We start from the raw sequence: 24422 nt of genomic DNA on the forward strand, positions 1-24422 counted from the left end.
GGCTCAGATCCGCTGGTGCATGGCGCAAACAAGGGTGAAGAGGCGCCGCGCCGTCTCGAAGTCGAGCACGACCCGGCCATCCAGCCGCTCCCGCAGCAGCTCCGCCGCCTCGTTGTGCAGGCCGCGGCGCCCCATGTCGATTGCCTGGATACGGGCCTCGGCCGCGCCCTCGGTCACCGCCTGCTCGTGACCCTCGATGACCATCTGATAGTCCTTGATCAGGCGACGGAACGGGCCGAGGGCGAGCATGTAGGCGTGCAGCGGCGCGTCGCCCTCGTCGCGGATATCGAGCAGCAGCCGCCCGTCACGCAGCGCGAGGTGCAGCACATAGGGGCCGGGCGGAAGCCCCTCCGGCGAGAAGCGGTTACCTTCCAGCAGGTCTGCCACGGCCTGCTGCCGATCCGCCTCCGCGAAGGGGGAGGGGAGCGGCGCATGATCCGGCAGTTCGATCCGAATGATGTCCCGCGACACGACCTCCCGCTCCGCCAGCGCCAGTTCAGCCATCTCGCAGGGCTCCGGGAGGGTTAGGCCCGTCGCGCGGCGGCTCGCCGTCGGCGAAGCCCAGTCGCAGCATCCAGGCGACCACTGCCCCTTTCACGGGGCGCAGCAGCAGGGTGCAGATGATGGCGAAGAGGGGCAGCCACACGACCATGTGCAGCCACATCGGCGGCTCATAGGCGCGCTCGATCCAGAAGATCGGCGGCAGCAGGAGATGGCCGGCCAGGAAGATGACGATATAGGGCGGCGCATCGTCGGCCCGCAACACGCCGAGCGGCGCGTGGCAGACCGCGCATTCGGGAACGACCGTCAGGTAGCCCTGAAAGATCCGGCCCTGGCCGCAGACCGGGCAGCGCCCGACAAGGCCGCGGCGGACCCCGGTCCACAAGGAGGGCGGGGAGATACCCTCGGCGCGAAGGGCCGATTCGGGCCGCCAGGTGGCGACGGTCTGCGGTACGCCGGGCTGGACGGGCATGGCATCGATCCTCCGGACAGGTGGGTTGAACGCGATCCCGCCCTGTCTTGTTGCATTGCAATATGGGCGCCCGCGGGAGGCGCGGCAAGGCTGGGGCGGGCTTGCCGCCCTGCCGGGCGGCCGTCACCATCCCCGGCATGGAACGGCGCATCCTCATCGTGAACCCCAACCAGGACGCGGCCTGCACGGCAGGGATCGCCGCCGCCGTCGCGCCGTATGCGCGGCCAGGACATGCCCGCTTCGACACGATCGGCCTGCCAGACGGTCCGCCGGCGATCGCAAGCTGGCGCGACTGGTACTCGGCCACCCTGCCGCTGGTCTCCGCCGTGCAGCGGGAGGCGGCGGATGCCTATGTCGTCGCTTGCGTCTCCGATCCCGGCGTCGAGGCGGTCAAGGAGGTGACGGACCGCCCGGTCATCGGCTGCTTCCGGGCGGCCACGCTGGGCGCCCTCGCACGCGCCGACCGCTTCGGCGTCATCGCCTTTGTGGAGGCAAGCAAGGAGCGGCAGCGCCGTGTGCTGCTCTCGCTCGGGATCGATAAGCAGCTCGTGGGCAGCGTGGCGCTCAATCTGACCATGACCGAGCTGATGGACGAGGAAGGGCCACGAGCGGCGCTGCTGACGGCGGGGCGCCAACTTGTAGCCGCCGGCGCCGGAGCGGTAGTCCTGGGCTGCACGGGGATGGCAGGCCATCACGCGTTCCTCCAGTCGGCGCTCGGCGTGCCGGTCATCGAGCCCTGCGCGGCGGCGGCAGCCCAGGCACTTCTTGCGGTCGCCTGAAGGCGGCCGGTCCCCGCCTTAGCGGACGGTGGCGATCTCGCTCCGGACGTCGCGGGCGGAACCTGCCATCTCGGCCGCCACAAGGCGGCGCTCACGTTCCCAGTAGCTGCGGCGAAGGTTCCGCGCCTCGCGCTCCCGATGTTGCGCCTCGGAGCCGACCGTGAGCGCCGGCGGTTCTGGCAGTGCGAGGATGTCGCCGAATAGAGAATCCCCGGCACTGGCCGGTGCGGCGGAGAGCAGCGACACGCCCAGAGCGGCGATCAGGGCGACGTCACGAGGGCGCATGGCACGTTTCTCCTTCACCCCCAACGTCGCCGCACCGAAGCGGTTGCCCGCGCCTGCGCTTCAGCGCCGGCGGCGCTCGTCGTCGAGGCGCCGCCGCTCATCGGCTAGCCTGCGTTGCTCCTCGTCCAGCCGGCGCTGCTGCTCGGCCAACTGGCGGTCGCGGTCTGACCGCCCGCGGTCGTCGGAATAGCCTCGGCTGTCGCGACGATCGCGGTCAGAGCGGCGCTCATCATTGTAACCGCGGTCGCTGCGGCGGTCATAGTCGCGCTCCCGGCGAGTCTCGTCGCGCCGGATCTCGTCGCGGCGCCGGCGCTCATCCTCTTCCGCACGCCGGCGTGCCTCCTCGGAGTTGCCACCGCCAAACTGGCGCACCGCACCCTCGAGAAGCTGGTTGATGTCCTGCGCCCGTGCGCCGCCGGCCGCCAGGGGGGCAAGCAGGCCGAGCGTGGCAGAAAGAAGGAACTGGCGGCGCATCTCTCGCTCCCCGTGAACTATTCTTCATGGGGAGAACGCCGCCCGTCCGCCGTCGTTGCCGGGTCGGGCTCAGCGCTGCGGGTTGTCGCTCAGCAGGGGGATGTTGGACTCCGGCACCGTCCGGGAGGTCACGCCGGGCGTGGATAGGCGCTCGGGCGTAAGGGTCGGCCGGTCGCGATTCAGGTCCTCGACAAGCGCCGGACCGCTGGTCCTCCCGCCGGTCGCCAACTCCCGCGCGGCGTCGTCCACCCTGTCCTCCGCCTGGTCACGCGCTACCTGACGCTGCGCCTCGCGCTGCGCGGGGCTTTGCGCATGGGCGAGCGCGAGAGGCGCCGCGGCGAGAACCAGGGAAAGGACGAGACGGCGCATGGCGGGATACCTCCGGGGCCTCAACGCGCCCCGGGGCATCGTGGTTGTCGTCAGCCGCGCGTTGGCTCCCACACCGACGGCGTCTCCGCGCCCGTCTGCGCGGTGATGCGGCCATAGGCCTCGACGCGGCGGTGGGCAGCGAAGTTGAAAATCGTCTCCCTTCCCAGGCGGCACATGTCGAGGTCGAGATCGGCGGTGATCAGCTCATCATCCCAGGAGGTCGCCTGGGCCATGATCTCGCCCTGCGGGTTGACGATGATGGAGTGGCCGAACAGCTCGTGCCCGTCCTCCACCCCGGCCTTGGCCGTCGCGATCCCGAAGGTCGCGTTCTGGTAGCACCCCGCCTGGATCGAGAGGTGGGAATGCAGGACGCGCAGGTGGTGCGCCTCGAAGCCGCGGTTGTCCATGTTCAGGCTCGGCGTGTTGTAGCCGAGCATCACCAGCTCGACCGACTGCAGCCCGAGCACGCGCCACGCCTCCGGCCAGCGCCGGTCATTGCAGATGAGCATGCCGATGTTCACCGGCCCCGCGCTGCCGACGGGCGCGCGCACCACGGGGAAGCCGAGGTCGCCCACCTCGAAGTAGCGCTTCTCCAGGTGCTGCACCGTGCGGATCGGGTCGTGCTCCGCATGGCCGGGCAGGTGGACCTTGCGATATTTGAGCGCGATCTCGCCGCTCGGATGCACATAGGCCGCGGTGTTGAAGTGGCGCCCCTCCGGCGTCTTCTCCGCATAGCCGAGATGAAAGCCGATGCCGTATTTGCGCGCGGCCTCGAAGAGCGGCGCAGTGGCATTGGAGGGCAGGGAGGTCTCGAACCAGTGGTCCGCGGCTGCGCGGTCCTCCTCGTACCAACGGGGAAAGAAGGTGGTGAGCGCGAGTTCCGGAAAGACCACCACCTCCACGCCGCGCCGGTGCGCCGCCTCCATCAGCCGCACCATGCGGCCGACGGCGACCTCGCGTCCTTCGTCCTTCTGGATGGGGCCCAGCTGGGCGGCGGCGACGGTCAGTCGGCGGGACATGCGGTGCACTCTCCGTGGTGGTGCGCGCACACTATATATGTGCGCGCGTCAGAACAGGCGGTTCGTGGTCTCCGGGCAGCAGCGTGCCGGCCGATGCCGCTCAGGTCGTGCCGTCGGGCCGGCGCCAGGGCGTGCGGTCCACCGGCGGCGGGGCGCGGCGGGTGGAGGGCGGAGGCGCGGCTTCCGCGCTCGTCGGCTCAGCGACGCGATTCTCCGGCATGACGCGCAGGGCGAGCCACCAGCCCGCGCGGCCGCAGAGCACTCCGCAGAGTAGAGCGATGAAGGCGTTCGGCACGGAGGTGCCGGGCCCTGTCAGCCATACCCAGCCGCCGAAGCCGAGCAGGGCGGCGAGCACGGCGTAAAGCAGCGGCTGCCTCATCGCTTCCTCTCCCTCCCTCCCGTCAGGCGGCCGGGGGCAGGGCTACGGGCAGCGCGTTCTGGCGTGGCACGAAGCGGCCGTCGCCGGGCTTCGCCAGCACCTGCGCCCCATCCCACACGCAGTGGCCGCGCAGGTAAGTGGCCGCGACGCGCCCGCGAAGGGCGCGGCCATGATAGGCGGAGTGCTGGAACTCCGGCCGGTCGAGGATCGCCGCCTGGTCGAAGACGAAGTCGCCCCGCTCGATGACGCAGAGATCGGCATCGCCGCCCACCGCGATGCTTCCCTTCTTCGGCGCGAGGCCGTGGTAGCGGGCGGGCTCCGCCGCGCAGTAGCGCGCCATGAGCGTGAGCGGCAGCCCGCGCTCCTCCAGCAGGGTGAACATGACAGGCGCGAAGCTCTGCATGCCTGTCAGCCCGGCGCCGAGGGCGAAGATGTCGCCCTGGTAGACCTTGCGCTCGCGCTGCCAGGGCGCGTGGTCCGTCGAGATATAGGCGACCTTGCCGGCCAGCAGCGCGGCCCACATGCGCTCCACCTCGTCGGCGGTGCGGAAGGGCGGGTTGCACTTCCCGAACCCCTCCAGCCGGACGATGTCCTCCTCAGTCATGCAGAGATAGTGCAGGCAGGCCTCGCCGGAGGAGCGGGCGCCGGCGCGGCGGAAATCCTCGGCGATCGCAAAGCCGCGGGCGAGGGAGGAGTGCGCGATATGGACATGCGCGCCCGTCTCCAGCCCGATCTCGAAGATGGCGAGGTTCGCCAGGTTCTCGGCCAGCGGCGGGCGGGTGCGGCAGTGCATGATGGGATCGGTCCGCCCGGCGGCCTTCGCCTCGGCCGTCAGCTTCATCACCAGCTCCTGGTCCTCGTTGTGCACGGCGACCATGAGGTTCGTTTTCGCGATCTCGGCGAAGGCCTCGCGCATCAGGCCCGGGTCAATCCGGGGGAAGCGCACCGCGTCGTACTCATAGGTGGAGAACTTGAAGGAGCAGGCCCCGGCCTCGGCGAGCCCCGCGATGGCCTCGACGCCGCCTTCCTTGCGGATGGTGCCATAGAGGGCGACGTCCACATGGGCGAGGCGGTGCAGCCACTCCACCTTGTCGCGCAGGATCGCGGCGTCCGTCACGGGCAGGGGGATGTCGTAGGGCATGTCCACGCAAGTGGTCACGCCGCCGGCGGCGGCGGACATGGTCGCGCCTTCGATCCCCGGCCAGCCGATGGAGCTCGCGGTATGCATGTGCCCGTCGACCAGCCCGGGAAAGACCAGCCGGCCGCGATGGTCCTCGGTCGCCGTCGCCGCCGGCGGCTCGCCCTCGCCGATCGCCGCCACCGTCTCGCCGCGCACGGCCACGTAGCCGTCCCGAAGGATCCTGTCCGGCAGGACGAGGTCGCCAAGGATCACGCGGTCGAAGGTCTGGCTCATGCTCTGGTCCCGGCTCTGCTACGGTGCGCCGGAGGTTAGGGCAGATCGCCCGCCCCGTGTATCCCGCGCGCCGCCGGGAAAAGCTCCCTCACCAGCGACAGGGCGAGGGAGGTCACCTCGCCCTCCCGCTCGGCGTTCCAGGCGAGTGCCACGCCCACCGCGCGGATAGGGCCGGCAAGCGCGCGGAATGCCACGCCGGGCGGCCGCAGCCGCGCCATGCCCGAGGAGACGAGGGCGACGCCCAGCCCAGCCGCGACGAAGCCAAGCTGCGCCATGGCCGAGCCCACCTCCCGCACCGCCCGCGGCGCGAAGCCGGCGCCGTGGCAGGCAGCAACCATGGCATCCGCATAGGCCGGCGAAATCGAGCGCGGCAGCATCAGCATCGCCTCGTCCGCGAGCAGCGCGAGGGGCAGCGGATCGGGGGCCGAGAGCAGCGCGTGCCCTTCGGGCAGCGCGACGAGAAGGTGGTCCTCGCCGAGCGGGCGGATGCGGATCGGCGGCCGCGCCCGGTCGTCGCGCAGCAGGGCGATGTCCACCTCGCCGCGCCGCAACGCCTCCATCGCGTCCGCCGTGTCCATCTCGCGCACCGACACCGCCGCCTCCGGCCGCGCGGCGGAGAGGGCGCGCACGAGGGGCGGCAATTCCTCCAGCAGCGCGGAGGTGACGCAGGCGATGGCGGCCGGCGCGTGGCGCCCCGCGCGCAGCTCACGCGCCAGCGCCTCCAGCGCGCCCGCATCCTCGGCCAGGCGGCGCGCGAGCGGCAGCAGCGCCTCCCCCGCCCGCGTGGGGCGCGTGCCGCGACCACCGCGCTCCAGCAGCCGCACGCCAAGTTCCTTCTCCAGCGCCTGGATCTGCGCGGTGAGCGGCGGCTGCGAGAGGCCGAGCCGTGCGGCGGCGCGGCCGAAATGCCCCTCTTCCGCCACCGCGAGGAAATGGCCGAGCCGGCGGACGAGGCGGAAATCCATCGCTCATACGAGAAGCCTATCGCGCAGTCCCGTCAATCGGATTGGACGATCAAGCGCGCCGGGTGCAGAACCGCGGACGTAGGATTCCAAGGGAGACGCCAATGCAGTCGCATGCCGTGAAAGTCCATCCGTCCAAGGCGCTGTTGAAGCGCGAGGACCAGCTTGCCTGGAAGATCGCGGCCGTTGCCGCCGATCCCGTGCCCGTGCCCGAGGACACGGCGGCGATGATCATCAACCGGGTGATCGACAACGCCTCCGTCGCCATCGCCGCCATCAACCGCTCCGCGCCCACCTCCGCCCGCCAGATGGCGCTCGGCCACCCGCGCCCGGGCGGCGCGACGGTCTTCGGGCTCGACCCCTCGCAGCGCGTCTCGCCGGAATGGGCAGCCTGGGCGAACGGCACGGCGGTGCGCGAGCTCGACATGCACGACACCTTCCTTGCCGCCGACTACTCGCACCCCGGCGACAACATCCCGCCGATCCTCGCCGTGGCGCAGACGATGGGCAAGTCGGGCGCCGAGCTGCTGCGCGGCCTCGCCACCGGCTACGAGATCCATATCGACCTCGTGCGCGCCATCTGCCTGCACGAGCACAAGGTGGACCACATCGCCCATCTCTGCCCCGCCCAGGCCGCCGGTCTCGGCACGCTGCTCGGGCTGGACCAGGCGACGATCTTCCAGGCGGTGCAGCAGGCCCTCCACGTCTCCGTGACCTTCCGCCAGAGCCGAAAGGGCGAGATCTCCTCCTGGAAGGCCTTCGCCCCCGCGCATGCCGGCAAGCTGGCGGTCGAGGCTGTGGACCGCGCCATGCGCGGGGAGGGCGCGCCGAGCCCGATCTACGAGGGCGAGGATTCGGTTATCGCCTGGGTGCTGGCCGGGCGCACCCATCGCTATCAGGGCGACGTGTACGAGCCCGTCTACTACGAGGTCCCGCTGCCCGCGCCGGGCGAGGGCAAGCGCGCCATCCTCGACAGCTACACGAAGGAGCACTCGGCCGAGTACCAGTCCCAGGCGCTGATCGACCTCGCCTTCCGCATGCGGGAGCGGATCAAGGACCTCTCCCAGGTCGAGAAGATCCTTCTCCACACCTCTCATCACACTCACTATGTCATCGGCACCGGCGCCAACGACCCGCAGAAGATGGACCCGAAGGCCAGCCGCGAGACGCTGGACCACTCCATCATGTACATCTTCACCGTCGCGCTCGAGGACGGTCGCTGGCACCACGTGGACAGCTACGCCCCCGAGCGCGCCGCCCGCCCGGAGACGGTCCGCCTCTGGCACAGCATGGAAACGCGCGAGGACCCGGAGTGGACGCGCCGTTACCACTCGCGCGACCCGAACGAGCTTGCCTTCGGCGGCCGGGTGGAGATCACCCTCAAGGACGGTACCGTGCTGACCGATGAGCTGGCGGTGGCCAACGCGCACCCGCTGGGCGCGAAGCCCTTCGGCCGCGCGGACTACATCCGCAAGTTCCGGATCCTGACGGACGGCATCATCGACAAGGCCGAGCAGGACCGCTTCATCGCGGCGGCGGAGAACCTGCCGAACCTTAAGGCGGGGGAGCTCGACCAGCTGAACGTGCGCCTGCCCGAGGGCAAGCTCACCGTCGGCGGCCCCGGCATCTTCTGATCGCACCCGCGCCGCCGGCCGACCCGGCGGCGCGCCCGCCCCACACGGAAAGAGGAAGCAACCAATGAGCGAAACCAAGCCCGACATCCGCAAGGGACTCGTCGGCGTCGTCGCCGACGTGTCCGCCGTCTCGAAGGTCATGGCCGAGACGAACAGCCTTACCTATCGCGGCTACCCCGTGCAGGACCTGGCCGAGAACTGCTCCTTCGAGGAGGTTGCCTACCTCCTCTGGAACGGGGAGCTGCCCAACGCCTCCCAACTCGCCGACTTCCGCGCGGAGGAAGCCGCCGAGCGCGCGCTGAGCCCCGCGCTGCACGAGGTCATCCGCGCCATGCCGCGCGGGGCCCACCCGATGGATGCCATCCGCACGGCCGTCTCCTTCATGGGGATGGAGGATCCGGAGGCGGGCGACGTGTCCGAGCCCGCGACGCGCCGCAAGGCAATGCGCCTGCTGGCGAAGATCCCGACGGCGATCGCTGCCGCCCACCGCGCTTCCAAGGACCTGCCGCCGGAGGCGCCCGACGCCTCCCTCACCTTTGCGGAGAACTTCTTCCAGCTCGTCTTCGGCCGGGTGCCCCAGCCGGAGGTGGTGAAGTCCTTCGACGTCTCCCTCATCCTCTACGCGGAGCACGGCTTCAACGCCTCCACCTTCACCGCCCGCACCATCACCTCCACCGGCGCCGACCTGCACGGGGCGGTCGTCGGGGGCATTGCGGCGCTGAAGGGTCCGCTGCACGGCGGCGCCAACGAGGCGGTGATGCACATGCTGAGCGAGATCGGCGATCCCTCCCGCGCGGTGGAGTGGCTGCAGTCCCGCTTCGACCACCGCGCGCTGGTGATGGGCTTCGGCCACCGGGTCTACAAGAACGGCGACAGCCGGGTGCCGACGATGACGAAGTACGCCGAGCGCATGGCCGAGGTGGTGGGCGACCGCCGCTGGATGGAGATGTCCCGGCTGCTGGCGGCGGAGATGCTGGCGAAGAAGAACATCCACCCGAACCTCGATTTCCCCGCGGGTCCCGCCTACCACCTGATGGGCTTCGACATCCCGCTCTTCACCCCGATCTTCGTCGCGTCCCGCATCACCGGTTGGGCCGCGCACGTCATCGAGCAGTCCGCCGACAACCGCCTCATCCGTCCGCTCTCGGAGTACACGGGCGTCGCGCAGCGCACGGTTCCGTCGATGTCCGCGCGCGGCTGACGCGCTCAGCTGACAGGCACCACGACGAACGGACGCGCTGCTTGCGCGTCCGTTAACGATCGTGGCGCAGCGCAACGCACTGCAGCGTGATTTGGATGCACGTCAAAATAAATGCGCGTGCTGCGTCTTTCCGTTGACAACATGCTTGTGCGTGAAGATAGCGTGGCGAGCGCATGAACGGTCACACGCGATTCGCACGCGATGCTGTCAAGCAGCTTGTGCTCACTCCATGCACCGGACTGCTCGGCCCAAAGCGACGCTGGTGACGGTGATCGGCGCGACGCAACACGGAAGGACGGTTCCTGGCATCCTCGGATGACACCTTGAACCAGGGGCGAGAGCGGAACGTGATCCTCGAAGGAGGATGCCGGACACCGCACGAAGCCCGGCACGGCGTGGCGCTGCCGCCAGAGGGCAAGGCCCCGGCGCGCGTCAGGCCCTTGGCCGCCCCGCTTCCGCGCTGCGAAGACCCTGTGACGCCTCCCTCCCGACAGGTGGGCGCGTCCTCGGGACAGTATTGGCCCATGACGTGACCCATCCGGCACGAAACCCCCAGGAGATCCAGCACGTGAGCGAAGAGAAGACCCCCCGAGCGGCCGCGATGGCCATGAGCACAACGCGCCGCAGCGCCGGCACGCGCAAGGCGAGCACCGCCGGCCGCGCGAAGCCGGCCGCAAAGACCACGAAGACCGCCGCGAAGAAGCCCGGCCCCGCCAAGGGCAGCGCGACCGCGAAGAAGGCGACCGCGACCGCCCGCAGCGCGAAGAAGGCGGCCCCCGCCCGCAAGACCGCCGCGACGAGGACTGCGACCAAGACCGCGGCGAAGTCCGGCACCACGCGCCGCACGACGGCGGCGAAGAAGGCCGCGCCCGCCCGCAAGACCGCTTCCACGCGCAGCACCACCGCGCGCAAGGCGGCGCCTGCCCGCAAGACGGCCACCGCGAAGAAGGCGGCCCCCGCGAAGCGCGCGACTGGCGCGAAGACCGCCGCGAAGTCCGCGACTGCCCGTCGCCCGGCGGCGTCCCGCACCAGCACCGCCGCCAAGCGCACCACCGCGACGACGGCCCGCAAGGCACCGGCCCGCAAGGCCGCGACGAGCACGCGCGCGACCGCCAGCCGCTCGACGAGCACGCGCTCGACCGCCGCGAAGGCGCCCGCCAAGCGCGCCGCCGCGACCCGCAGCACGGCCACCCGCAAGAGCGCCACGACCTCGGCGCGCAGCGAAGCCGCGAAGAAGGGTGCCGCCACCCGCGCCCGTCGGAAGGCCGAGGCCACTGCCTCCGCCGCGCCCGAGACAACGGCGCCGGAGACGGAGGCTCAGTCCAGCAGCGACGCGACCTGATCGCTCCGCGATCACCGTGAAGGGGGGCGCTCCGGCGCCCCCTTTTTTCATGCCTGCGCGGCGAAGGCGCTCAGCATGATGTCCCGCGCACCCGCGGCTCCGGGCTTGAGCAGGAGGTGGAGCGGCGCTCCCTCCACCGCGCACCAGGGCAGCCCTGCACCAGGCTCCGCACCGAGGCGAAGCGAGCGTGGGGCGAGCGCCGCGACCACGTCCTCGCACGCCTCCTCGCCCGCGACGAGCAGCCTCGTGACGCCGCGCGCCACCAGCCCCTTCGCAAGCTCCCCCGCCAGGTCCGCCCGCTTCGGCGCGGCGATCACCACCGGCGCCTCCTCGGACAGAAGCGGCGCAGCCCAGTCGAGCGCCGCCGCCAGCCCCTCTGCGTCGCGCAGGTCGTGCGTCGGCGCATAGAGCCGCGCGAGCCCGGCCTGGGAGAGCGTCTCTCGTGCGCCGGAGCACACGAGAACCGCGCCGGGGCCGTGCGGCGCCTCTGTCGGGCGCTCGGCGCGGGAGAGGTGCTGTGCGAGGCCGGAGGCGAGGCCCGCGCCACCGATAAGCAGTCCCTGCGTGCCGGCAGCTTCGCCCAGCGCCTGCAGGTGCGTCTGCGTCAGACCATCCACCACCGCGTAGCGCCGGCCCCACTCCGCAAGGCGCGACATCTCCGTACGGATCGCGCCCGCGCCCGCCTCGACCACGCGAAACGGGATCAGCCCCACCGGCTCCTCGGTCCCCGCCGCGAGGCGACGCGGTAGGTTCGCCTCGCCCGACGCCGGCGCGGTGCCGAGGAAGAGGTGCCCGAGATAGACGGTGCGTCCCCGCGCGGGATCGGCCGGCACGATCGGCGCGAAGCTCGTCCTCAACCGGCGCAGCAGCGCGTCGGCGAGGCGCCCCGTCGCCATGGGCTCGAAATCGGCGGCAATGGCCTGCACGATTCGCTCTGCGCCGGCCGCGAGCAGCGCGTCGCAGGCCGCCAGACCGTCCGGCGGCGCGATCACCACCACCGCCTCCGCCCTGGGCAGCGCGCCCTCGAAGGTGCCGGGCACCAGCGCCGTGTCGATCCCTTCGGCCGAGAGCGCCGCGCCGAATTCGAGCGCGGCCGCAAGGCTCTCCGCGATAGCTCCGAGGCGCGCCATCTCAGCGGGTCCTGGGCAGGGCGAGCAGGTCCGTGTGGCCGACCACGGCGCGCAGCCCGCCGCGCCGCGCCTGTGCCCTGCGCGCGGCCGACCAGGCCTGCACCGCGGCTCGTCCGCGCGGAAGCTGCTCCAGCGCGGCCGAAGCATGCCCGCCCGCGAGCTCCATCAGCATGCGTGTTTCCGCCGGACCGATGCGCCAGGGGGAGGGAGCGGTTGCCACCGCGTATCCCTCCTCCCTGAAGGCCGCTGCCATTGCGCCCACCGCACCGGGCCCGAGCGCCCGGCCGCCGAAGCCCTTGTCGCGCCCCTGGTCCCGCCGGAAGGCGCGGCCGACGAGGCCGTCCGCCGGATGCGGCGGCAGGAAGCGCGCGTCGCCGGCGACGTTCAGCGCGCTGTAGAAGGGAAGCTGCAGCTCCTCCGCCATGCGCGTCACCCAGGAACGGGAGACGAGGTCGCAGAGCGCTGTGCAGACCACGGCATCCGCGCGCTCGAGCGGCAGCCCGTCGGGCGCGTCCGCGAGGTCCCGCACCAGCCCGTCCACGCGCCAGGCGCCGGAGGGGGTATGCACGAGCAGCGTCCGCTTGTTCGGCGCCGAGACCTCGAAGCCGACGGAAACCGCGCGGTCCGCGATGGTGTCGAAGGCGAACTCGATCAGCGTCACGTCCGCATCCACCAGCGTCCAGGCCTGGGGGCGGTTCAGGATGGGCGCGAGCCAGCGGAAGAGGCTCCCGGTCCCGGCGCCGAGGTCCAGCAGCCGAGGGCGCGCAGGCAGTGCCTCCGACAGCGCCAGCGCCAGGGCGATGCTGCGCGCCCTCGCGTCGTGCGGCTCGCGTAGCTCCAGCCAGTCGGCGTCGAAGCTCTCGGTCATGCGGGGGTGCTCAAGCGATGGCTGCCCTTATCTCTGCGGCGAAGGCGGCCGCGCGGTCTTCCCAGCGGGGAAGCCCCGTGCCGGCGCGCCAGGCGGCGTCCGCCATCGCCTCGCGCAGGCCCTTGTCGTAGATGGGCCGGCGCATGGCGCGGGAAAGGCTGTTGTGGTCGCCGGGCGCGCAAACCACCGCGGCGTCGCGCGGGGCGAGGTCGGCCAGTGCGCCACCCTCGGTGATCGCGAGCGGCAGGCCGTGCGACAGGGCCTCCGCGACGGCCATGCCATATCCCTCCCACCAGCTCGCGGAGGCGAAGAGGTCGGCGCGGTCGTAGAGCGCCTCCAGCGCCTGGCCCTCTACCTGCCCCACGAAGGCAACGCGCGGCCCGATGCCAAGAGAATCGGCAAGGGCGCGAAGCTCGTCGAGAAGTCCCGGGTCGCGCGGTGCCCCTGCGATGGTGAGCGTCCACTCGATGTCCGTCAGCCGGCCGAGCGCCCGCAGCAGCACGTCGTGCCCCTTCCGCCGCGTGATGGTCGCGACCGAAAGGATGGCGCATCCGGTTCCCCCCGACCCGCGCGCACGGGCCGCCGGCTCCGTGCCGGGCTCTACGATCCCGATGCGCGCGGGCTCGGCGCCGAAATCCGCGGGCAGTCGGGAAGCGGTGAGTCGTGAGGTGGTGACGAGTCGCGCGAGCCGCGGGAAAAGCGTCCGCTCCCGCTCGCGCAAAGCATCGCGCTTCGCCTCGGGGAAGCCGGCCTCCAGTGCCGTGGGGTGGTGGATCAGGCCGAGGCAGCGCCGCATCCAGTCGCCTCCGGCGAGTGGCGCGAAGGCGGGGAGCCCGAGCCCGTCGAGCACGAGGGCCTCGTCAGGTGATAATCGGGCGATCACTGCGCGCGCCGCGGCCTCCGCCTCCTCGTCGGGCAGCGGATGGCGGCCCGGCATCTCCTCCACTCGCACATCGTGGCCGAGCTCGCGCAGCCCCGCGATGATTCGTCGGTCATACCCATAGCCGCCGCTGACCGTGGAGAGAGGTGCCGGAACCGCGAGGGCGATCCTCACGCGCCGACGGAGCTCGGCACGTCAGCCTCGTAGGCCGCCCAGGCGAGCGGGCTCTCGCGCAGCAGCACCTTCACCGCCCGCACCGCCCGCCCGCCCTCGCCGAGCTTGCCCTCCGCCAGCGCGGCGCAGAGCAGGGCGTGGATATGGAAGCAGAGGAACTCGGTGGTCGTGTTCTGGCCCGCAAAGGCGGGCAGGGTGTCGAGGTTGTTGTAGTCGAAGCTATCGAGGATCCGGCGCAGCTCCACCCGCGCCGCCGCGATGTCCACCAGCAGGTTGGCGTCGTCCAGCCGTGGGGCGCGGAACTCGGCCTCCACCACGAAGGTCGCGCCGTGCACGCGCTGGGCGGGGCCGAAGCCCTCGCCGCGGAAGGAATGGGCGACCATGACGTGGTCGGCGACGGTCAGGCTGTACATGCTCTTCTCATTCGTAGGTGACGACGGGCAGCAGCGGCGCGGCCCCTCCCTCGGCAGCGTCGCCCAGCAGCCCCGCCATCGCGCGCGGCAGTTCGCGGAAGGCGACCATGGGGCCGCAGAGCGCATCCAGCGCCGGATCGGAGAGGAGGCGGAGGGCGAGGGCCAGCCGCTCGGCGTGCGTCCGCCGACCGCGCATCGGCCCCGCGACCTGCCCGACCTGGCTGGAGCGGATGCTCACCCGCCCGGCATGGAAGGCCCCGCCGAGGGGCAGCGCGCATTCCTTGTCGCCGAACCAGGACGCCTCGACGATCCGCCCCTCGAAGCCGGCGCAGCGGATGGCGGTGCGCAGCCCCTCGGGGTTGCCGCTGGCATGCACGATCAGGTCCCGCCCGCCCGGCGCCTCCGCCGGCGCGACGAGGCGCAGGCCGAGCGCCTTCGCGACGGCCGCGCGCGAAGGGTCCGGATCGGCCACCACCAGCTCCACCGCCGGGAAGCGCGAGATCAACCAGGCGCAGAGCAGCCCGACCACGCCCGCGCCCACCACCAGCGCGCGCTCCCCGGCCATGGGCTGCGCGTCCCAGGCCACGTTCAGCGCGGTTTCCATGTTCGCGGCCAGCACCGCGCGCCACTCCGGCACGTTGTCCGGCACGCGCGCGCAGAGCGAGAGGGGGGCGACAAAGCGGTCCTGATGCGGGTGGAGGGAGAAGATGCGCGCACCCAGCCAGTCCTCCGGCCCGTCCTCTACCACGCCGACGGCGGCGTAGCCGTACTTCACCGGAAAGGGAAAATCGCCGGATTGCTGGGGCGCGCGCATCCGCGCCCACTCGCTCTCGGGCACGCCGCCATGAAATACGAGGCGCTCCGTCCCGCGGCTGATGCCGCTGGCCATCGTGCGCACCAGCACTTCACCGGCTCCAGGCTTGCGCAGCGTCTCGCCGTGGATCGCGCCCTGGCCGGGGCCGGTCGTCCAGAAGGCGGTGGCGGTGAGCGTGCCGCTCATGCGCCGCCGCAGACGCGCGGGCGAACCCGGGCGAGGGGGATATCGAGCAGGATGTCGCCGCCCTCCAGTGGAAAGGGAGTCCAGGTGAAGCGCAGCCCGTCCGCGATCCGGGTCGCTTCCGGCAGGGTGAAGGCCGCGCGGCCGGAGCCGAGGATGACAGGCGCGACGGTGACGTGCAGCCGATCGAGCAGTCCTGCCGCCAGGAAGTGCGAAACCGTGACGCCGCCGCCCTCCACGAAGATCCGCGAGAGGCCGCGCGCGCGGAGCGCCCGCAGCAGCGCCTCGAGGTCGAGTCCCGCCCCGCCGCGCGGCAGGCGAAGCACCTCCGCCTGACCGTGCCGCTCCCCACCCGGCGCATCCTCCCGGCAGGCGAGCAGAGTCGGCGCGGCCCCGTCCTGGAACACGCGCCGGTCATCCGGCAGGCGATGGGCGGGGTCGAGCACCACGCGCACCGGATTTGTGCCCTCTACCTCGCGCGTCGTCAGTCGCGGATCATCCTGCTCGACCGTGCCAGCGCCGACGATGACGGCGTCGCAGAGCGCGCGCAGGCGGTGCGTGTGCAGGATGTCGCCGCGTCCGCCGATCCACTGGCTGGAACCGCAGGCGGTGGCGATGCGGCCGTCCAGCGTCTGCGCCAGCCGGCCGATGACGAGGCAGCCGTCGCCGCCCGCCCCACCGCTGAGCACGGGGTCGAAGAGGCGCGATGGCCGCGTGGCGTCGCAGGCTCCCGCCTTCCTGGCGAGGAGCGAGGGCCAGCTTTCCTCGGTCGTGCAGTCCTCGGCCATGGCGTCCATCCGCCACGAGCTATGCCCCAGCGGGCCTCCTCGCGCCAGGGCGCATCACGCGCCGCGGCGCCGCGCAGGCTGATCAGGCGCGCGCGGCGAGCGCCAGCGCGGGTGTCTGGCGCGCCATCGCACGCTGGCCCATCCCGCCATAGGTCGTCGGCCGGCTGGCGGGGATCGCCGCGCCGGCGATCGTCTCGATCACGCGGGACTGCAGCCCGATCGCGCGCTCAAGCAACCGGCGGTTCTCGTCAGAGAGGTCGCGCAGCCGCGCGGCCAGGCGCTCGGCCGCGTCGCGCAGCTCGCCCTGCGCCTTGCCGCCCGTCTTCATCGCCGCGCCGAAGGCGGCCGCGAAGGCGTCGGAGGCCTGCAGCTTCGTGGTGGCGAGCGTCGCCGCGCGCGAGAGGTCGAGCCGCGCGAGCGCCTCGTTCTCCTCGCGCAGCGCCTCGGTCAGGCGCACGCCGGCGTTGAGCAGCGCCTGGATCATCGGCGCGTGGTTCGCGGGGCTCTCGTTCACGGGCGGGTTCCTTCCTGAGGTGTCGTCGGCAGCACGGGTGCGGAGGGGATGGAGGGAAGGGCGTTGCGCTGGCCGCCTGCGGGCGTCTCGCCTGACTGGGCGGCGGCCTGCATCCGCAGCATCTCGGCATGCACGGCGTTGGCCAGGCCGATGCCGCCGCGCTCGGCCCAGGACTTGGCGTGCTGCTCGATGAGCATGGGCCGCCACTGCTCCTCCGCCGCGCCGCCGGAGAGCAGGCCCTTCGGCGCCTCGCCATAGACGGGCTTCAGAAGGGCGCCGAGCGCCTGGGCCTCGAAGCGCCGCGCGGTGCGCGCCATCGCGGAGCCGTCGGTGGGGGAAAGGGCGTTCATCAGCGCACCTCCAGCTCGGCCTGCAATGCGCCGGCCGCCTTGATGGATTGCAGGATCGTGATCATGTCGCGCGGCCCGACGCCGAGGGAGTTGAGCCCACGCACGAGGTCCTCGAGCGTGACCGAGCGGGGGAGGATGCCGAGGCGCCGGTCTCGCTGGTCGTCCACCTGGATGTTGGTGCGCGGCACCACCACCGTCTCGCCGTTCGAGAGCGGACCGGGCTGGCTCACCTGCGGCGTCTCGGTCACGCGGATGGTCAGGTTGCCCTGGGCGATCGCCACGGTGGAGACGCGTACATTCGCGCCCATCACGATCGTGCCCGAGGCCTCCTCGATAATGACGCGGGCGGCCATGTCGGGCTCCACCCGCAGCTGCTCGATGTCGGTCAGCAGGCGCGCGACGTCGCGGCCGCCGGTCATCAGCACGATCGTGCGCGGGTCGGTTGCGGTCGCGCTGCCGTTGCCGATCGCGCGGTTGATGGCGGCCGCCATGCGCTGAGCCGTGGTGAGGTCGGGATTGCGGAGCGAGAGGCGGATGCGGTCGCGCCCGGCGAGCTCGAAAGGCACCTCGCGCTCCACCACGGCGCCGCTGCTGATCCGGGCAGAGGTCGGCACGCCCCGCTGCACGGAGGCCGCGCCGCCGCGGGCCGCGATCGCGCCCGTGGCGACGGCGCCCTGCGCCACCGCATAGACCTCGCCGTCCGCGCCGAGCAGCGGCGTGACGAGCAGCGTGCCACCCGTCAGGTTCGAGGCATCGCCGAGAGAGGAGACGGCGATGTCGAGCCGGCTGCCCGGCCGGGCGAAGGGCGGCAGGTTCGCCGTCACCATCACCGCCGCCACGTTGCGCGTGTCGAGCCGCGCCTCCTGGTCCCGCGTGTTGACGCCGAGGCGCTCGAGCATGCCGACCAGGGACTGGCGGGTGAAGATGGCGGTCCTCAGGCGGTCTCCGGTGCCGGGCAGGCCCACCACGAGGCCGTAGCCGACTATTTGGTTATCGCGGACACCCTCGATGTCCGCGATGTCCTTGATCCGCACCTGCGCCGCCGCCGGCCCGCTGACGAGAAGCACCCCGCCGAGAAGGAGGGCGGCAAGGAGGAGAACAACCCCCGCCACATGGCCCATCCTGGACCCCTCCTTCGCGGTTCGGAAACCGGTTGCGTGCAAGGTGACCTCCAGCCAGGCGCCGTCCTGGCGCAATCTCTTTGGCGAAGCAGCAGCGCAACGGCTGTGCCAGGGAATTGGCGGGGGACGGCGGCAGGAAGTGCCGGGAGGAGGGTGCTTTTCACCACCGCACTCGGCAGGATCGGGCGCCGGGCGCGGGCCGGGGCCGCGGGGGCAGGAGGATGGGATGGTAGGCACTGTGACAGGAATGGTTCCGGGACTGGGCGGCGCCCTCGCGGCGGGGCGGGCCGGCGCGGCCCGCGGCACCCGGGCGGGCAGTTTCCGCCTTCCCGAGTCGGCGCAGGAAGCCGCCGCCAGCGCGGCGACGGAGGAGGTGGCGCCCCTTGGCCTGATGGCACTGCAGGAGGTGGACGACGCCACCGCCCGCAACCGCCGCGGCGCCGCCCGGGCGCGGGAGATGCTGCGCGACCTTTCCGCCCTTCAGGCAGCGATGCTCTCGGGGGAGACGGACCCTGCCGCGCTCGAGCGGCTGGCGAGGCAGGCTGAGGAAGAGGCGCCGCCAGATCCGGTACTGGCGGAGGCGCTTGCCGGCATCGCGCTACGGGCGCGAATCGAGGCCGCGCGCCATGGGCTGCGCCTCGCAGGCCGGGATGGCAGGGCCTCCTCCCCGTCGCCTGAAGGTGCCGGACCAGGGCGATGAAGTGATGTCAATGTTGTGAAAGCCAATCGGTTTCAGTCCTTTGGCTGGTCAGCCCTCTTGTTTTGCGCGCATCCCCGTCGCTATACGCGGCTGCCTGACCGGCCGGGTGACCGGCTGGCTCGGAGCCAGGCCATCAGGATGCAAGCCATGCTCATCACCCTGCCGCCGGACTACAGGCCCTCGGACGACGAGGACTTCATGAACCCGCGGCAGCTCGCCTATTTCCGCCAGAAGCTGCTTCTCTGGCGGCAGGACCTGTTGAGGGAGGCGGGCGAGACCCTTTCCTCCATGGGCCAGGGCGGCATCGTCGAGGCGGACCTGACCGACCGCGCGAGCGTCGAGACCGACCGCGCCCTCGAACTTCGCACCCGCGACCGCGCCCGCAAGCTGGTCAGCAAGATCGACCAGGCGCTCGAGCGCGTGGACAACGGCACCTACGGCTACTGCGAGGAAACCGGCGAGCCGATCGGGCTTCGCCGCCTGGAGGCGCGCCCGATCGCGACCCTCTCGATCGAGGCCCAGGAGCGCCACGAGCGCATGGAGCGCGTTCACCGGGACGACTGAGCGCCCCGTCCTCCCGGTCAGGCCCGGAGCAGCCCGGACTTCTCCCCGATCGCGGCGCTGCCGGGGAAGGCCGCCGCGACGGCCGCGGGCGAGAGGCCGAGATGGTTGCGCAGCAGCGCCTTCGCCACCGCCCGCAGGTCCAGCGTCGGCATCAGGTCCCGCTTCTCGTAGAGCCGGCCCTCGGCGAGGCCGGGCCAGTCCGCCACGACCCGCCCCCCCGCCACCGCGCCGCCCAGGAGGAAGGCGGCGCTGCCGGTGCCGTGGTCGGTCCCGCCATTGCCGTTCACGCGCGCGGTGCGGCCGAACTCCGTCATCACCAGCACCGCGGTCCGCGCCCAGGCCGGGCCGAGGTGCTCTCGCAGGGCGTCCAGCCCGTTGTCGAGTTGCGCCAGCACCACGCGCAGCCGGCCGTTCTGCCCGGCATGCGTGTCCCAGCCCGTCATTTCCAGCGCCGCCACGCGCGGGCCGCCCGGCGCGGCCATCAGCCGCCCCGCGGCACCGGCCAGCTCCACGAAGCCGCCCCGCTGCTCATCGGGGGGCAACACCCCGGCGGTGAACCCGCGGGCCCGCAGCCCTTCCTGGATCGCCGGACCGGTCAGAGGGTCCGCGTGGTTGATCTCCATCAGCTTCGCGTAGAGGTCGGGCGGCGGCCGGTCGGAGCGGGAAGGGGCATACATCCCCACCGGCTCCGCGCCCCGCATGATCAGCGGCAGGTCGGTCCCGATGGCGAAGGCGGCGCGATTCGCGCCCTCCTCGTGCCCCGGCAGCCCGGCGAGCGCCCGGTTGAGCCATCCCGAGGCGAGCCGTTGCTCCGCGCCGATCTCGAGCATGTCCTGCGCGACGAAGTGGCTGCGCGAGCGGGTGGGGCCGCAGGCGGCGTGCAGCGCGATCGCCTCGTTCGCCGCGTACATCGCGTGAAGCTTCGGAAGGCGCGGGTGCAGGCCGAAGAAGCCGCCGAGGTCGAGCAGGCCTTCCTCCTCCCCCGGCTGGGCCAGGGCCAGCGGGCCCCGGAGCCCCGCCAGCGCGGGATCGCCATAGGGCTGCACCGCCGCGAGCCCGTCGAGCGCCCCGCGCAGCAGCACGACCACGAGGCGGGGGTCGCCCGACGGCCCGGCGCCGAGCGCCAGCCGCGCGCCGCCGAGAACCGCGCCCGCGCTGAGGCCGAGGAGGAGCCCTCTCCGGCCGAGGGGGGGAAGGTGGCGCGTCATCGGCGCTGGAACTCCGGGCTGCCGAGGAGAAGGGTGAGCGCCTCGCGGTTGGACCCGGCGCGGAGCACGGCCTCCCGCGTCCCGGGGGAGGCGAGGGGGCCGAGCGCCAGCTCCAGCGCCTCCCTCGCGTCCCGGCGCAGGAAGCGGCCGCTGATCGCGTGCATGCGGTCGAGGCGGAGGAGCATTCCCTCGGGATGGATCCAGGCATCGGCCACGTCCGGCCAGCCCTTCGGGGCGGTCGGGGACCAGATCCGCTGGCCAAGCGCGAATTCGGTCGTGGCCGCGAAGGGCGCCGCCCCGGCGTCCGCCCCCATCGCCCGGAGCGCGGCGATGACGAGGTCGTGGGGCGAGCGCAGCTTCGACAGCGGGGGCGACCAGGCCTCGGGCAGCGCCACCAGTTCCCGCGAGACGGCACCGAGGTCGCCGCCCGTGTCACGCAGCACCCCGGCCAGGCGCTCCACGACCGTCGGCGGGGGATCGTCGGCCACGAAGTGCCGCGCGAGCTTGAGCGCGAGGTGGCGGTGCGTCGCGGGATGGGCGGCGAGCCAGTCAAGCGCCGCGTCGATCGACGCCTCCCCGGGGGGGAAGACCTTGCCCATCACCGTCTTGTCGCCGGGCTCGTGGCTGGCCGACCGGAAGAAGGTGCCGAGCGGCTCGCGGTTCCGCTCAACCGTCAGGCCGGTGAGGAGGCGCGCGAACTCGGTCACGTCGCCCTGGGAATAGCCGGCGGCGGGCGTGAGGGTGTGTAGCTCCAGCACCTCCCGCCCAAGGTTCTCGTTCAGCCCCCGTCCGCTCCGCCGCCCGGCCACGCTGTCGGGCCCGACCGACGAGTCCTGGTTGAGGTAGGTGAGCATCGCCGGGTGGCGGATGGCCGCCTTCAGCAGCGTCCCGAAGGGCCCGAGGACATGGGGCCGGATGGCGTTCCGGACGTAGTCGCCCACCAGCGGCAGCATCGGCGATTCCCGCGCGCTGACCGCCAGGTGATTCGCCCAGAACGCCACCAGCCGTTCCCGGAACGGGGCCGCCGTCGTGAGGAGCCGCGCGAAATAGGACCTGAACTCCGCGTCGTAGAGGGTGGCCCCCCTCGACCGCTCCCCGGCCGGCAACCGGTTGCGCCGGTCGAGGGCATTGAGCGCGAGGGCGTCCGCGAGGGTCGGGTCCTGCTCCCAGTCGAGCGGTGGGTCCATGGCCTCCGGCGGCCCGTCGAGCTGGGCGAGCAGCCAGGCCCGCGCGTCGTCGGGCGGCGGGGCGTCCGGGCGCGGTCCCAGTCCGAACCGGAGGGCGGCGATATGGCCTGCGGAACTCATTGGCTCCGAAGGTAGCACCCGGCGGGCAGTCCGACTCAAGGGCGATCTGGCAACGAAACGTGACACGGCCGCCTGAATCAGGCGTCGCGGCGGCCGAGAAAGCTTGCAAAATCCCGCACGCGAGAGCATGTGTGCCGCCGCGGCAAGGGCGTGGCAGCCGAGCCTTGCGGCATCAGGCAGACCGGATTGGCAACGGGCGGAGCGACATGGTCGCGAAGGCCCGTGCAGCCGCATCCGGGACGCCGGGCCCTCGGGCAAATCAGCTGCAGCCCCAGGCGGCGCAGGCGGAGTCCTTCCGCCCCGCGCCGCACGAGACGACCGCACGGCACCGCCGCGCACAATCCTCGCGGCCCCCCGCCGCGGTTCAACCGCGCGGCCCGGCCGCGTACCAACGCCGCGGCAAGACCGCGACATGACGGCGCGGCCCGGCCGCGACTGACGGAGGCCCAAGTGGCGCGCACCCCCCTCGACCGAATCCGCAACATCGGCATCACCGCGCATATCGACGCCGGCAAGACCACGACGACCGAGCGGATCCTCTACTACACCGGCAAGAACCACCGCATCGGTGAGGTCCACGAGGGCAACACCACGACGGACTACATGGAGCAGGAGCGTGAGCGTGGCATCACGATCACCTCCGCCGCCGTGACCGCCGAGTGGAAGGACTACCGGATCAACGTCATCGACACCCCGGGCCACATCGACTTCAACATTGAGGTGAACCGCTCGCTGCGCGTGCTCGACGGCGCGGTGTTCATCATCGAGGGCGTGGCTGGCGTGCAGCCGCAGTCCGAGACCAACTGGCGCCTGGCGGACCGCTACAACGTTCCCCGCATCATCTTCATCAACAAGCTCGACCGCACCGGCGCCGACTTCTACCGCGCGGCCGCGACGCTGACCGAGAAGCTCGGCATCAACTGGGTCACCCTCCAGCTGCCGATCGGCATCGAGGACACCCTCAAGGGCGTCGTCGACCTCGTTGAGATGAAGGCCCTCATCTGGGAGGGCGACGAGCTCGGCGCCAAGTACCACGAGGCCCCGATCCCCGCCGACCTCGCTGACAAGGCCGCCGAGTACCGCCAGATCCTGCTCGACACCGTCCTGGGCGCCGACGACGCGGCTATGGAGGAGTATTTCGAGAAGGGTGACGTCTCCGTCGAGGCCCTGAAGCGCGCCATCAAGAAGGGCACGATCTCCGGCGAGTTCCGCCCGGTCTTCTGTGGTTCCGCCTTCAAGAACAAGGGCGTGCAGCCCCTGCTGGACGGCGTGATCGACTACCTGCCGAGCCCGATCGACATCGAGGGCATCAAGGTGGCCCCCGAGGAGGGCGAGGACGAGACGGCCGAGCGCCGCATCATCCCCGCCAACGTGGACGCGCCCTTCGCCGGGCTCGCCTTCAAGATCGTCAACGACAAGTACGGCAACCTCACCTTCGTGCGCGTCTACCGCGGCGTGCTGAAGTCGGGCGACACCGTGATGAACACGACGAAGGGGAACAAGGAGCGCATCGGCCGCATGTTCCAGATGCACGCCGACAAGCGCGAGGAGATCAAGGAGGTCACGGCCGGCGACATCGCCGCCTTCGTGGGCCTGAAGGACACCGGCACTGGTGACACCCTGGCTGACTCCTCGGACCCCGTCGTGCTCGAGCGCATGGCCTTCCCCGTCCCCGTGATCGACATCTCCGTCGAGCCGAAGACGAAGGAGGGCGTCGAGAAGATGACGCTCGGCCTGCAGAAGCTGGCCGGCGAGGACCCCTCGCTGCGCCTGCGCACCGACCAGGAGACCGGCCAGACCATCCTCTCCGGCATGGGCGAGCTGCACCTCGAGATCATCATCGACCGCCTGAAGCGCGAGTACGGCGTGGACGCCAACATCGGCGCCCCGCAGGTGGCCTACCGCGAGACGATCACCAAGTCGCACACCGAGACCTACACCCATAAGAAGCAGTCGGGCGGTTCGGGCCAGTACGCCGAGGTGAAGATCACCTTCGAGCCTCTGGAGCGGAACACGGGCGTCGAGTTCGTGAACGCGGTGGTCGGCGGCTCGGTGCCGAAGGAGTACATTCCGGCGGTCGACAAGGGCATCAAGGTCCAGGCCGACACCGGCGTGCTCGCCGGCTTCCCGACGGTGGACTTCAAGTTCTCCCTCGTGGACGGCAAGTACCACGACGTCGACTCCTCGGCCCTGGCCTTCGAGATCGCCGCCAAGGCCTGCTTCCGCGAGGGCATGAAGAAGGCCAGCCCGGTGATCCTGGAGCCGATCATGGACGTGGAGGTCACCACCCCCGCCGACCATGTCGGCGACGTCGTCGGCGACCTGAACCGCCGCCGCGGCGTCATCCAGTCGCAGGACATGGCCTCTACCTCGGTCATCATCCGGGCTCACGTGCCGCTGAAGGAGATGTTCGGCTACATCTCGAACCTCCGCGGCATGACGAAGGGGCGCGCCTCCTTCTCCATGCAGTTCCACCACTACGATCCGGTCCCCCGGAACGTGGCGGAGGAGATCATGAAGGCTTCGGCCTGATCACCCTCCGGCCGCGCCCGGCGCAGCCGGACGGGAACAGCGAAG

At 71.7% G+C, this 24422-nt stretch carries 27 protein-coding genes; 6 read left to right on the forward strand and 21 right to left on the reverse strand.

Going from position 1 to position 24422, the window contains the following annotated elements; all coding sequences use genetic code 11:
* Window positions 1–3: 3 nt before the first annotated feature.
* On the reverse strand, window positions 4–504 hold the full coding sequence (locus BO39_RS02535; protein ID WP_043829505.1) for a UPF0262 family protein: 501 nt from the start codon (window positions 502–504) through the stop codon (window positions 4–6).
* Window positions 497–973, reverse strand: coding sequence for a DUF983 domain-containing protein (locus BO39_RS02540; protein ID WP_084697780.1), 477 nt, complete (start codon window positions 971–973; stop codon window positions 497–499). Before BO39_RS02540 ends, BO39_RS02535 begins: the two co-directional genes overlap by 8 nt.
* Before the next feature lie 101 nt (window positions 974–1074).
* Here BO39_RS02540 and BO39_RS02545 point away from each other — a divergent pair, with 101 nt between their 5' ends.
* Window positions 1075–1752 (forward strand): aspartate/glutamate racemase family protein, encoded by a 678-nt coding sequence (locus BO39_RS02545; RefSeq protein ID WP_245614899.1) that lies wholly within the window; start codon window positions 1075–1077, stop codon window positions 1750–1752.
* Between the two features lie 18 nt (window positions 1753–1770).
* Here BO39_RS02545 and BO39_RS02550 read toward each other — a convergent pair whose 3' ends face one another.
* From BO39_RS02550 to BO39_RS02580, 7 genes are all read right to left on the reverse strand, one after another.
* Window positions 1771–2037: a hypothetical protein gene (locus BO39_RS02550; RefSeq protein WP_043829506.1), complete on the reverse strand. Its 267-nt coding sequence runs from the start codon at window positions 2035–2037 to the stop codon at window positions 1771–1773.
* 60 nt (window positions 2038–2097) lie between these two features.
* The gene (locus tag BO39_RS29570) at window positions 2098–2511 is read right to left on the reverse strand and encodes a hypothetical protein (RefSeq protein ID WP_052401338.1); all 414 of its coding nucleotides are present in this window, start codon (window positions 2509–2511) and stop codon (window positions 2098–2100) included.
* A 69-nt stretch (window positions 2512–2580) separates the two neighbouring features.
* A complete protein-coding gene (locus BO39_RS02560; RefSeq protein ID WP_156963396.1) occupies window positions 2581–2880 on the reverse strand; it encodes a hypothetical protein in 300 nt (99 codons plus the stop codon).
* Between the two features lie 50 nt (window positions 2881–2930).
* Window positions 2931–3899, reverse strand: a complete 969-nt coding sequence (locus BO39_RS02565; protein ID WP_043829509.1) for an N-carbamoyl-D-amino-acid hydrolase — start codon at window positions 3897–3899, stop codon at window positions 2931–2933.
* Window positions 3900–3999: 100 nt separating this feature from the next.
* Window positions 4000–4278: a hypothetical protein gene (locus tag BO39_RS02570; protein WP_043829511.1), complete on the reverse strand. Its 279-nt coding sequence runs from the start codon at window positions 4276–4278 to the stop codon at window positions 4000–4002.
* A gap of 22 nt (window positions 4279–4300) precedes the next feature.
* Window positions 4301–5692 carry a dihydroorotase gene (locus BO39_RS02575; protein ID WP_043829513.1) on the reverse strand — a complete coding sequence of 464 codons (1392 nt, stop codon included), beginning with the start codon at window positions 5690–5692 and terminating at the stop codon, window positions 4301–4303.
* 35 nt (window positions 5693–5727) lie between these two features.
* Window positions 5728–6657 (reverse strand): LysR substrate-binding domain-containing protein, encoded by a 930-nt coding sequence (locus tag BO39_RS02580; RefSeq protein ID WP_052401339.1) that lies wholly within the window; start codon window positions 6655–6657, stop codon window positions 5728–5730.
* Between the two features lie 101 nt (window positions 6658–6758).
* On the opposite strand from BO39_RS02580, the gene BO39_RS02585 reads away from it, so the two are divergent.
* Together BO39_RS02585 and BO39_RS02590 are read left to right on the forward strand one after the other, a co-directional pair.
* Complete coding sequence (locus BO39_RS02585; protein ID WP_043829514.1) at window positions 6759–8288, forward strand: MmgE/PrpD family protein; 1530 nt, start codon at window positions 6759–6761, stop codon at window positions 8286–8288.
* A gap of 64 nt (window positions 8289–8352) precedes the next feature.
* The gene (locus tag BO39_RS02590; protein ID WP_043829516.1) at window positions 8353–9489 is read left to right on the forward strand and encodes a bifunctional 2-methylcitrate synthase/citrate synthase; all 1137 of its coding nucleotides are present in this window, start codon (window positions 8353–8355) and stop codon (window positions 9487–9489) included.
* Window positions 9490–9921: 432 nt separating this feature from the next.
* On the opposite strand, the gene BO39_RS32400 is transcribed toward BO39_RS02590, so the two are convergent.
* The 10 genes from BO39_RS32400 to BO39_RS02640 form a co-directional block, all read right to left on the reverse strand.
* Window positions 9922–10764 (reverse strand): hypothetical protein, encoded by an 843-nt coding sequence (locus BO39_RS32400; protein WP_052401340.1) that lies wholly within the window; start codon window positions 10762–10764, stop codon window positions 9922–9924.
* 114 nt (window positions 10765–10878) lie between these two features.
* A complete protein-coding gene (locus BO39_RS02600) occupies window positions 10879–11961 on the reverse strand; it encodes a four-carbon acid sugar kinase family protein (RefSeq protein WP_052401341.1) in 1083 nt (360 codons plus the stop codon).
* A 1-nt stretch (window position 11962) separates the two neighbouring features.
* Window positions 11963–12829: a hypothetical protein gene (locus BO39_RS02605; RefSeq protein WP_043829518.1), complete on the reverse strand. Its 867-nt coding sequence runs from the start codon at window positions 12827–12829 to the stop codon at window positions 11963–11965.
* A 10-nt stretch (window positions 12830–12839) separates the two neighbouring features.
* Entirely contained in the window at window positions 12840–13883 is a 1044-nt protein-coding gene (locus tag BO39_RS02610) for a glycosyltransferase family 4 protein (protein WP_043829520.1), read from the reverse strand.
* Window positions 13880–14296 (reverse strand): 6-pyruvoyl trahydropterin synthase family protein, encoded by a 417-nt coding sequence (locus BO39_RS02615; protein WP_043829522.1) that lies wholly within the window; start codon window positions 14294–14296, stop codon window positions 13880–13882. The genes BO39_RS02610 and BO39_RS02615 overlap by 4 nt, the downstream gene beginning before the upstream one ends.
* Before the next feature lie 7 nt (window positions 14297–14303).
* The gene (locus tag BO39_RS02620) at window positions 14304–15296 is read right to left on the reverse strand and encodes a zinc-dependent alcohol dehydrogenase (RefSeq protein ID WP_043829524.1); all 993 of its coding nucleotides are present in this window, start codon (window positions 15294–15296) and stop codon (window positions 14304–14306) included.
* A complete protein-coding gene (locus BO39_RS02625; RefSeq protein WP_043829914.1) occupies window positions 15293–16081 on the reverse strand; it encodes a RibD family protein in 789 nt (262 codons plus the stop codon). Before BO39_RS02625 ends, BO39_RS02620 begins: the two co-directional genes overlap by 4 nt.
* A gap of 82 nt (window positions 16082–16163) precedes the next feature.
* Complete coding sequence (locus BO39_RS02630) at window positions 16164–16595, reverse strand: hypothetical protein (RefSeq protein ID WP_043829526.1); 432 nt, start codon at window positions 16593–16595, stop codon at window positions 16164–16166.
* The gene (locus BO39_RS02635; protein WP_052401343.1) at window positions 16592–16945 is read right to left on the reverse strand and encodes a rod-binding protein; all 354 of its coding nucleotides are present in this window, start codon (window positions 16943–16945) and stop codon (window positions 16592–16594) included. Before BO39_RS02635 ends, BO39_RS02630 begins: the two co-directional genes overlap by 4 nt.
* The gene (locus BO39_RS02640) at window positions 16945–18066 is read right to left on the reverse strand and encodes a flagellar basal body P-ring protein FlgI (RefSeq protein ID WP_052401380.1); all 1122 of its coding nucleotides are present in this window, start codon (window positions 18064–18066) and stop codon (window positions 16945–16947) included. Before BO39_RS02640 ends, BO39_RS02635 begins: the two co-directional genes overlap by 1 nt.
* 226 nt (window positions 18067–18292) lie before the next feature.
* Here BO39_RS02640 and BO39_RS33560 point away from each other — a divergent pair, with 226 nt between their 5' ends.
* Together BO39_RS33560 and dksA are read left to right on the forward strand one after the other, a co-directional pair.
* Complete coding sequence (locus BO39_RS33560; RefSeq protein ID WP_169742717.1) at window positions 18293–18766, forward strand: flagellar assembly protein FliX; 474 nt, start codon at window positions 18293–18295, stop codon at window positions 18764–18766.
* 147 nt (window positions 18767–18913) lie between these two features.
* Complete coding sequence (dksA, locus tag BO39_RS02650) at window positions 18914–19330, forward strand: RNA polymerase-binding protein DksA (RefSeq protein ID WP_043829527.1); 417 nt, start codon at window positions 18914–18916, stop codon at window positions 19328–19330.
* A 17-nt stretch (window positions 19331–19347) separates the two neighbouring features.
* Here the strand turns inward: dksA and BO39_RS02655 are convergent, their stop codons facing one another.
* Together BO39_RS02655 and BO39_RS02660 are read right to left on the reverse strand one after the other, a co-directional pair.
* The gene (locus tag BO39_RS02655) at window positions 19348–20538 is read right to left on the reverse strand and encodes a DUF1501 domain-containing protein (RefSeq protein WP_043829530.1); all 1191 of its coding nucleotides are present in this window, start codon (window positions 20536–20538) and stop codon (window positions 19348–19350) included.
* Complete coding sequence (locus BO39_RS02660; protein ID WP_043829532.1) at window positions 20535–21845, reverse strand: DUF1800 domain-containing protein; 1311 nt, start codon at window positions 21843–21845, stop codon at window positions 20535–20537. The genes BO39_RS02655 and BO39_RS02660 overlap by 4 nt, the downstream gene beginning before the upstream one ends.
* Window positions 21846–22295: 450 nt before the next feature.
* Between BO39_RS02660 and fusA the strand changes: the two genes are divergently transcribed.
* Entirely contained in the window at window positions 22296–24377 is a 2082-nt protein-coding gene (fusA, locus tag BO39_RS02665) for an elongation factor G (RefSeq protein WP_043829534.1), read from the forward strand.
* Window positions 24378–24422: the final 45 nt, after the last annotated feature.

This window comes from Roseomonas aerilata DSM 19363 (genome assembly GCF_000711725.1).
Taxonomy (GTDB): Bacteria; Pseudomonadota; Alphaproteobacteria; order Acetobacterales; family Acetobacteraceae; genus Roseomonas; species Roseomonas aerilata.

Excerpts from the sequence above, each read along its gene's own strand:
- BO39_RS02660 (WP_043829532.1), bottom strand. The coding sequence starts at position 21,845 with ATGAGTTCCGCAGGCCATATCGCCGCCCTCCGGTTCGGACTGGGACCG.
- BO39_RS02565 (WP_043829509.1), bottom strand. The coding sequence starts at position 3,899 with ATGTCCCGCCGACTGACCGTCGCCGCCGCCCAGCTGGGCCCCATCCAG.
- BO39_RS02535 (WP_043829505.1), bottom strand. The coding sequence starts at position 504 with ATGGCTGAACTGGCGCTGGCGGAGCGGGAGGTCGTGTCGCGGGACATC.
- BO39_RS02655 (WP_043829530.1), bottom strand. The coding sequence starts at position 20,538 with ATGACGCGCCACCTTCCCCCCCTCGGCCGGAGAGGGCTCCTCCTCGGC.
- BO39_RS02600 (WP_052401341.1), bottom strand. The coding sequence starts at position 11,961 with ATGGCGCGCCTCGGAGCTATCGCGGAGAGCCTTGCGGCCGCGCTCGAA.
- BO39_RS02605 (WP_043829518.1), bottom strand. The coding sequence starts at position 12,829 with ATGACCGAGAGCTTCGACGCCGACTGGCTGGAGCTACGCGAGCCGCAC.
- BO39_RS02575 (WP_043829513.1), bottom strand. The coding sequence starts at position 5,692 with ATGAGCCAGACCTTCGACCGCGTGATCCTTGGCGACCTCGTCCTGCCG.
- BO39_RS02640 (WP_052401380.1), bottom strand. The coding sequence starts at position 18,066 with ATGGGCCATGTGGCGGGGGTTGTTCTCCTCCTTGCCGCCCTCCTTCTC.
- BO39_RS02635 (WP_052401343.1), bottom strand. The coding sequence starts at position 16,945 with ATGAACGCCCTTTCCCCCACCGACGGCTCCGCGATGGCGCGCACCGCG.
- BO39_RS02560 (WP_156963396.1), bottom strand. The coding sequence starts at position 2,880 with ATGCGCCGTCTCGTCCTTTCCCTGGTTCTCGCCGCGGCGCCTCTCGCG.
- BO39_RS02570 (WP_043829511.1), bottom strand. The coding sequence starts at position 4,278 with ATGAGGCAGCCGCTGCTTTACGCCGTGCTCGCCGCCCTGCTCGGCTTC.
- BO39_RS33560 (WP_169742717.1), top strand. The coding sequence starts at position 18,293 with ATGGTAGGCACTGTGACAGGAATGGTTCCGGGACTGGGCGGCGCCCTC.
- BO39_RS29570 (WP_052401338.1), bottom strand. The coding sequence starts at position 2,511 with ATGCGCCGCCAGTTCCTTCTTTCTGCCACGCTCGGCCTGCTTGCCCCC.
- BO39_RS02625 (WP_043829914.1), bottom strand. The coding sequence starts at position 16,081 with ATGGCCGAGGACTGCACGACCGAGGAAAGCTGGCCCTCGCTCCTCGCC.
- BO39_RS02540 (WP_084697780.1), bottom strand. The coding sequence starts at position 973 with ATGCCCGTCCAGCCCGGCGTACCGCAGACCGTCGCCACCTGGCGGCCC.
- BO39_RS02550 (WP_043829506.1), bottom strand. The coding sequence starts at position 2,037 with ATGCGCCCTCGTGACGTCGCCCTGATCGCCGCTCTGGGCGTGTCGCTG.
- dksA (WP_043829527.1), top strand. The coding sequence starts at position 18,914 with ATGCTCATCACCCTGCCGCCGGACTACAGGCCCTCGGACGACGAGGAC.
- BO39_RS02585 (WP_043829514.1), top strand. The coding sequence starts at position 6,759 with ATGCAGTCGCATGCCGTGAAAGTCCATCCGTCCAAGGCGCTGTTGAAG.
- BO39_RS02620 (WP_043829524.1), bottom strand. The coding sequence starts at position 15,296 with ATGAGCGGCACGCTCACCGCCACCGCCTTCTGGACGACCGGCCCCGGC.
- BO39_RS02590 (WP_043829516.1), top strand. The coding sequence starts at position 8,353 with ATGAGCGAAACCAAGCCCGACATCCGCAAGGGACTCGTCGGCGTCGTC.
- BO39_RS02615 (WP_043829522.1), bottom strand. The coding sequence starts at position 14,296 with ATGTACAGCCTGACCGTCGCCGACCACGTCATGGTCGCCCATTCCTTC.
- BO39_RS02580 (WP_052401339.1), bottom strand. The coding sequence starts at position 6,657 with ATGGATTTCCGCCTCGTCCGCCGGCTCGGCCATTTCCTCGCGGTGGCG.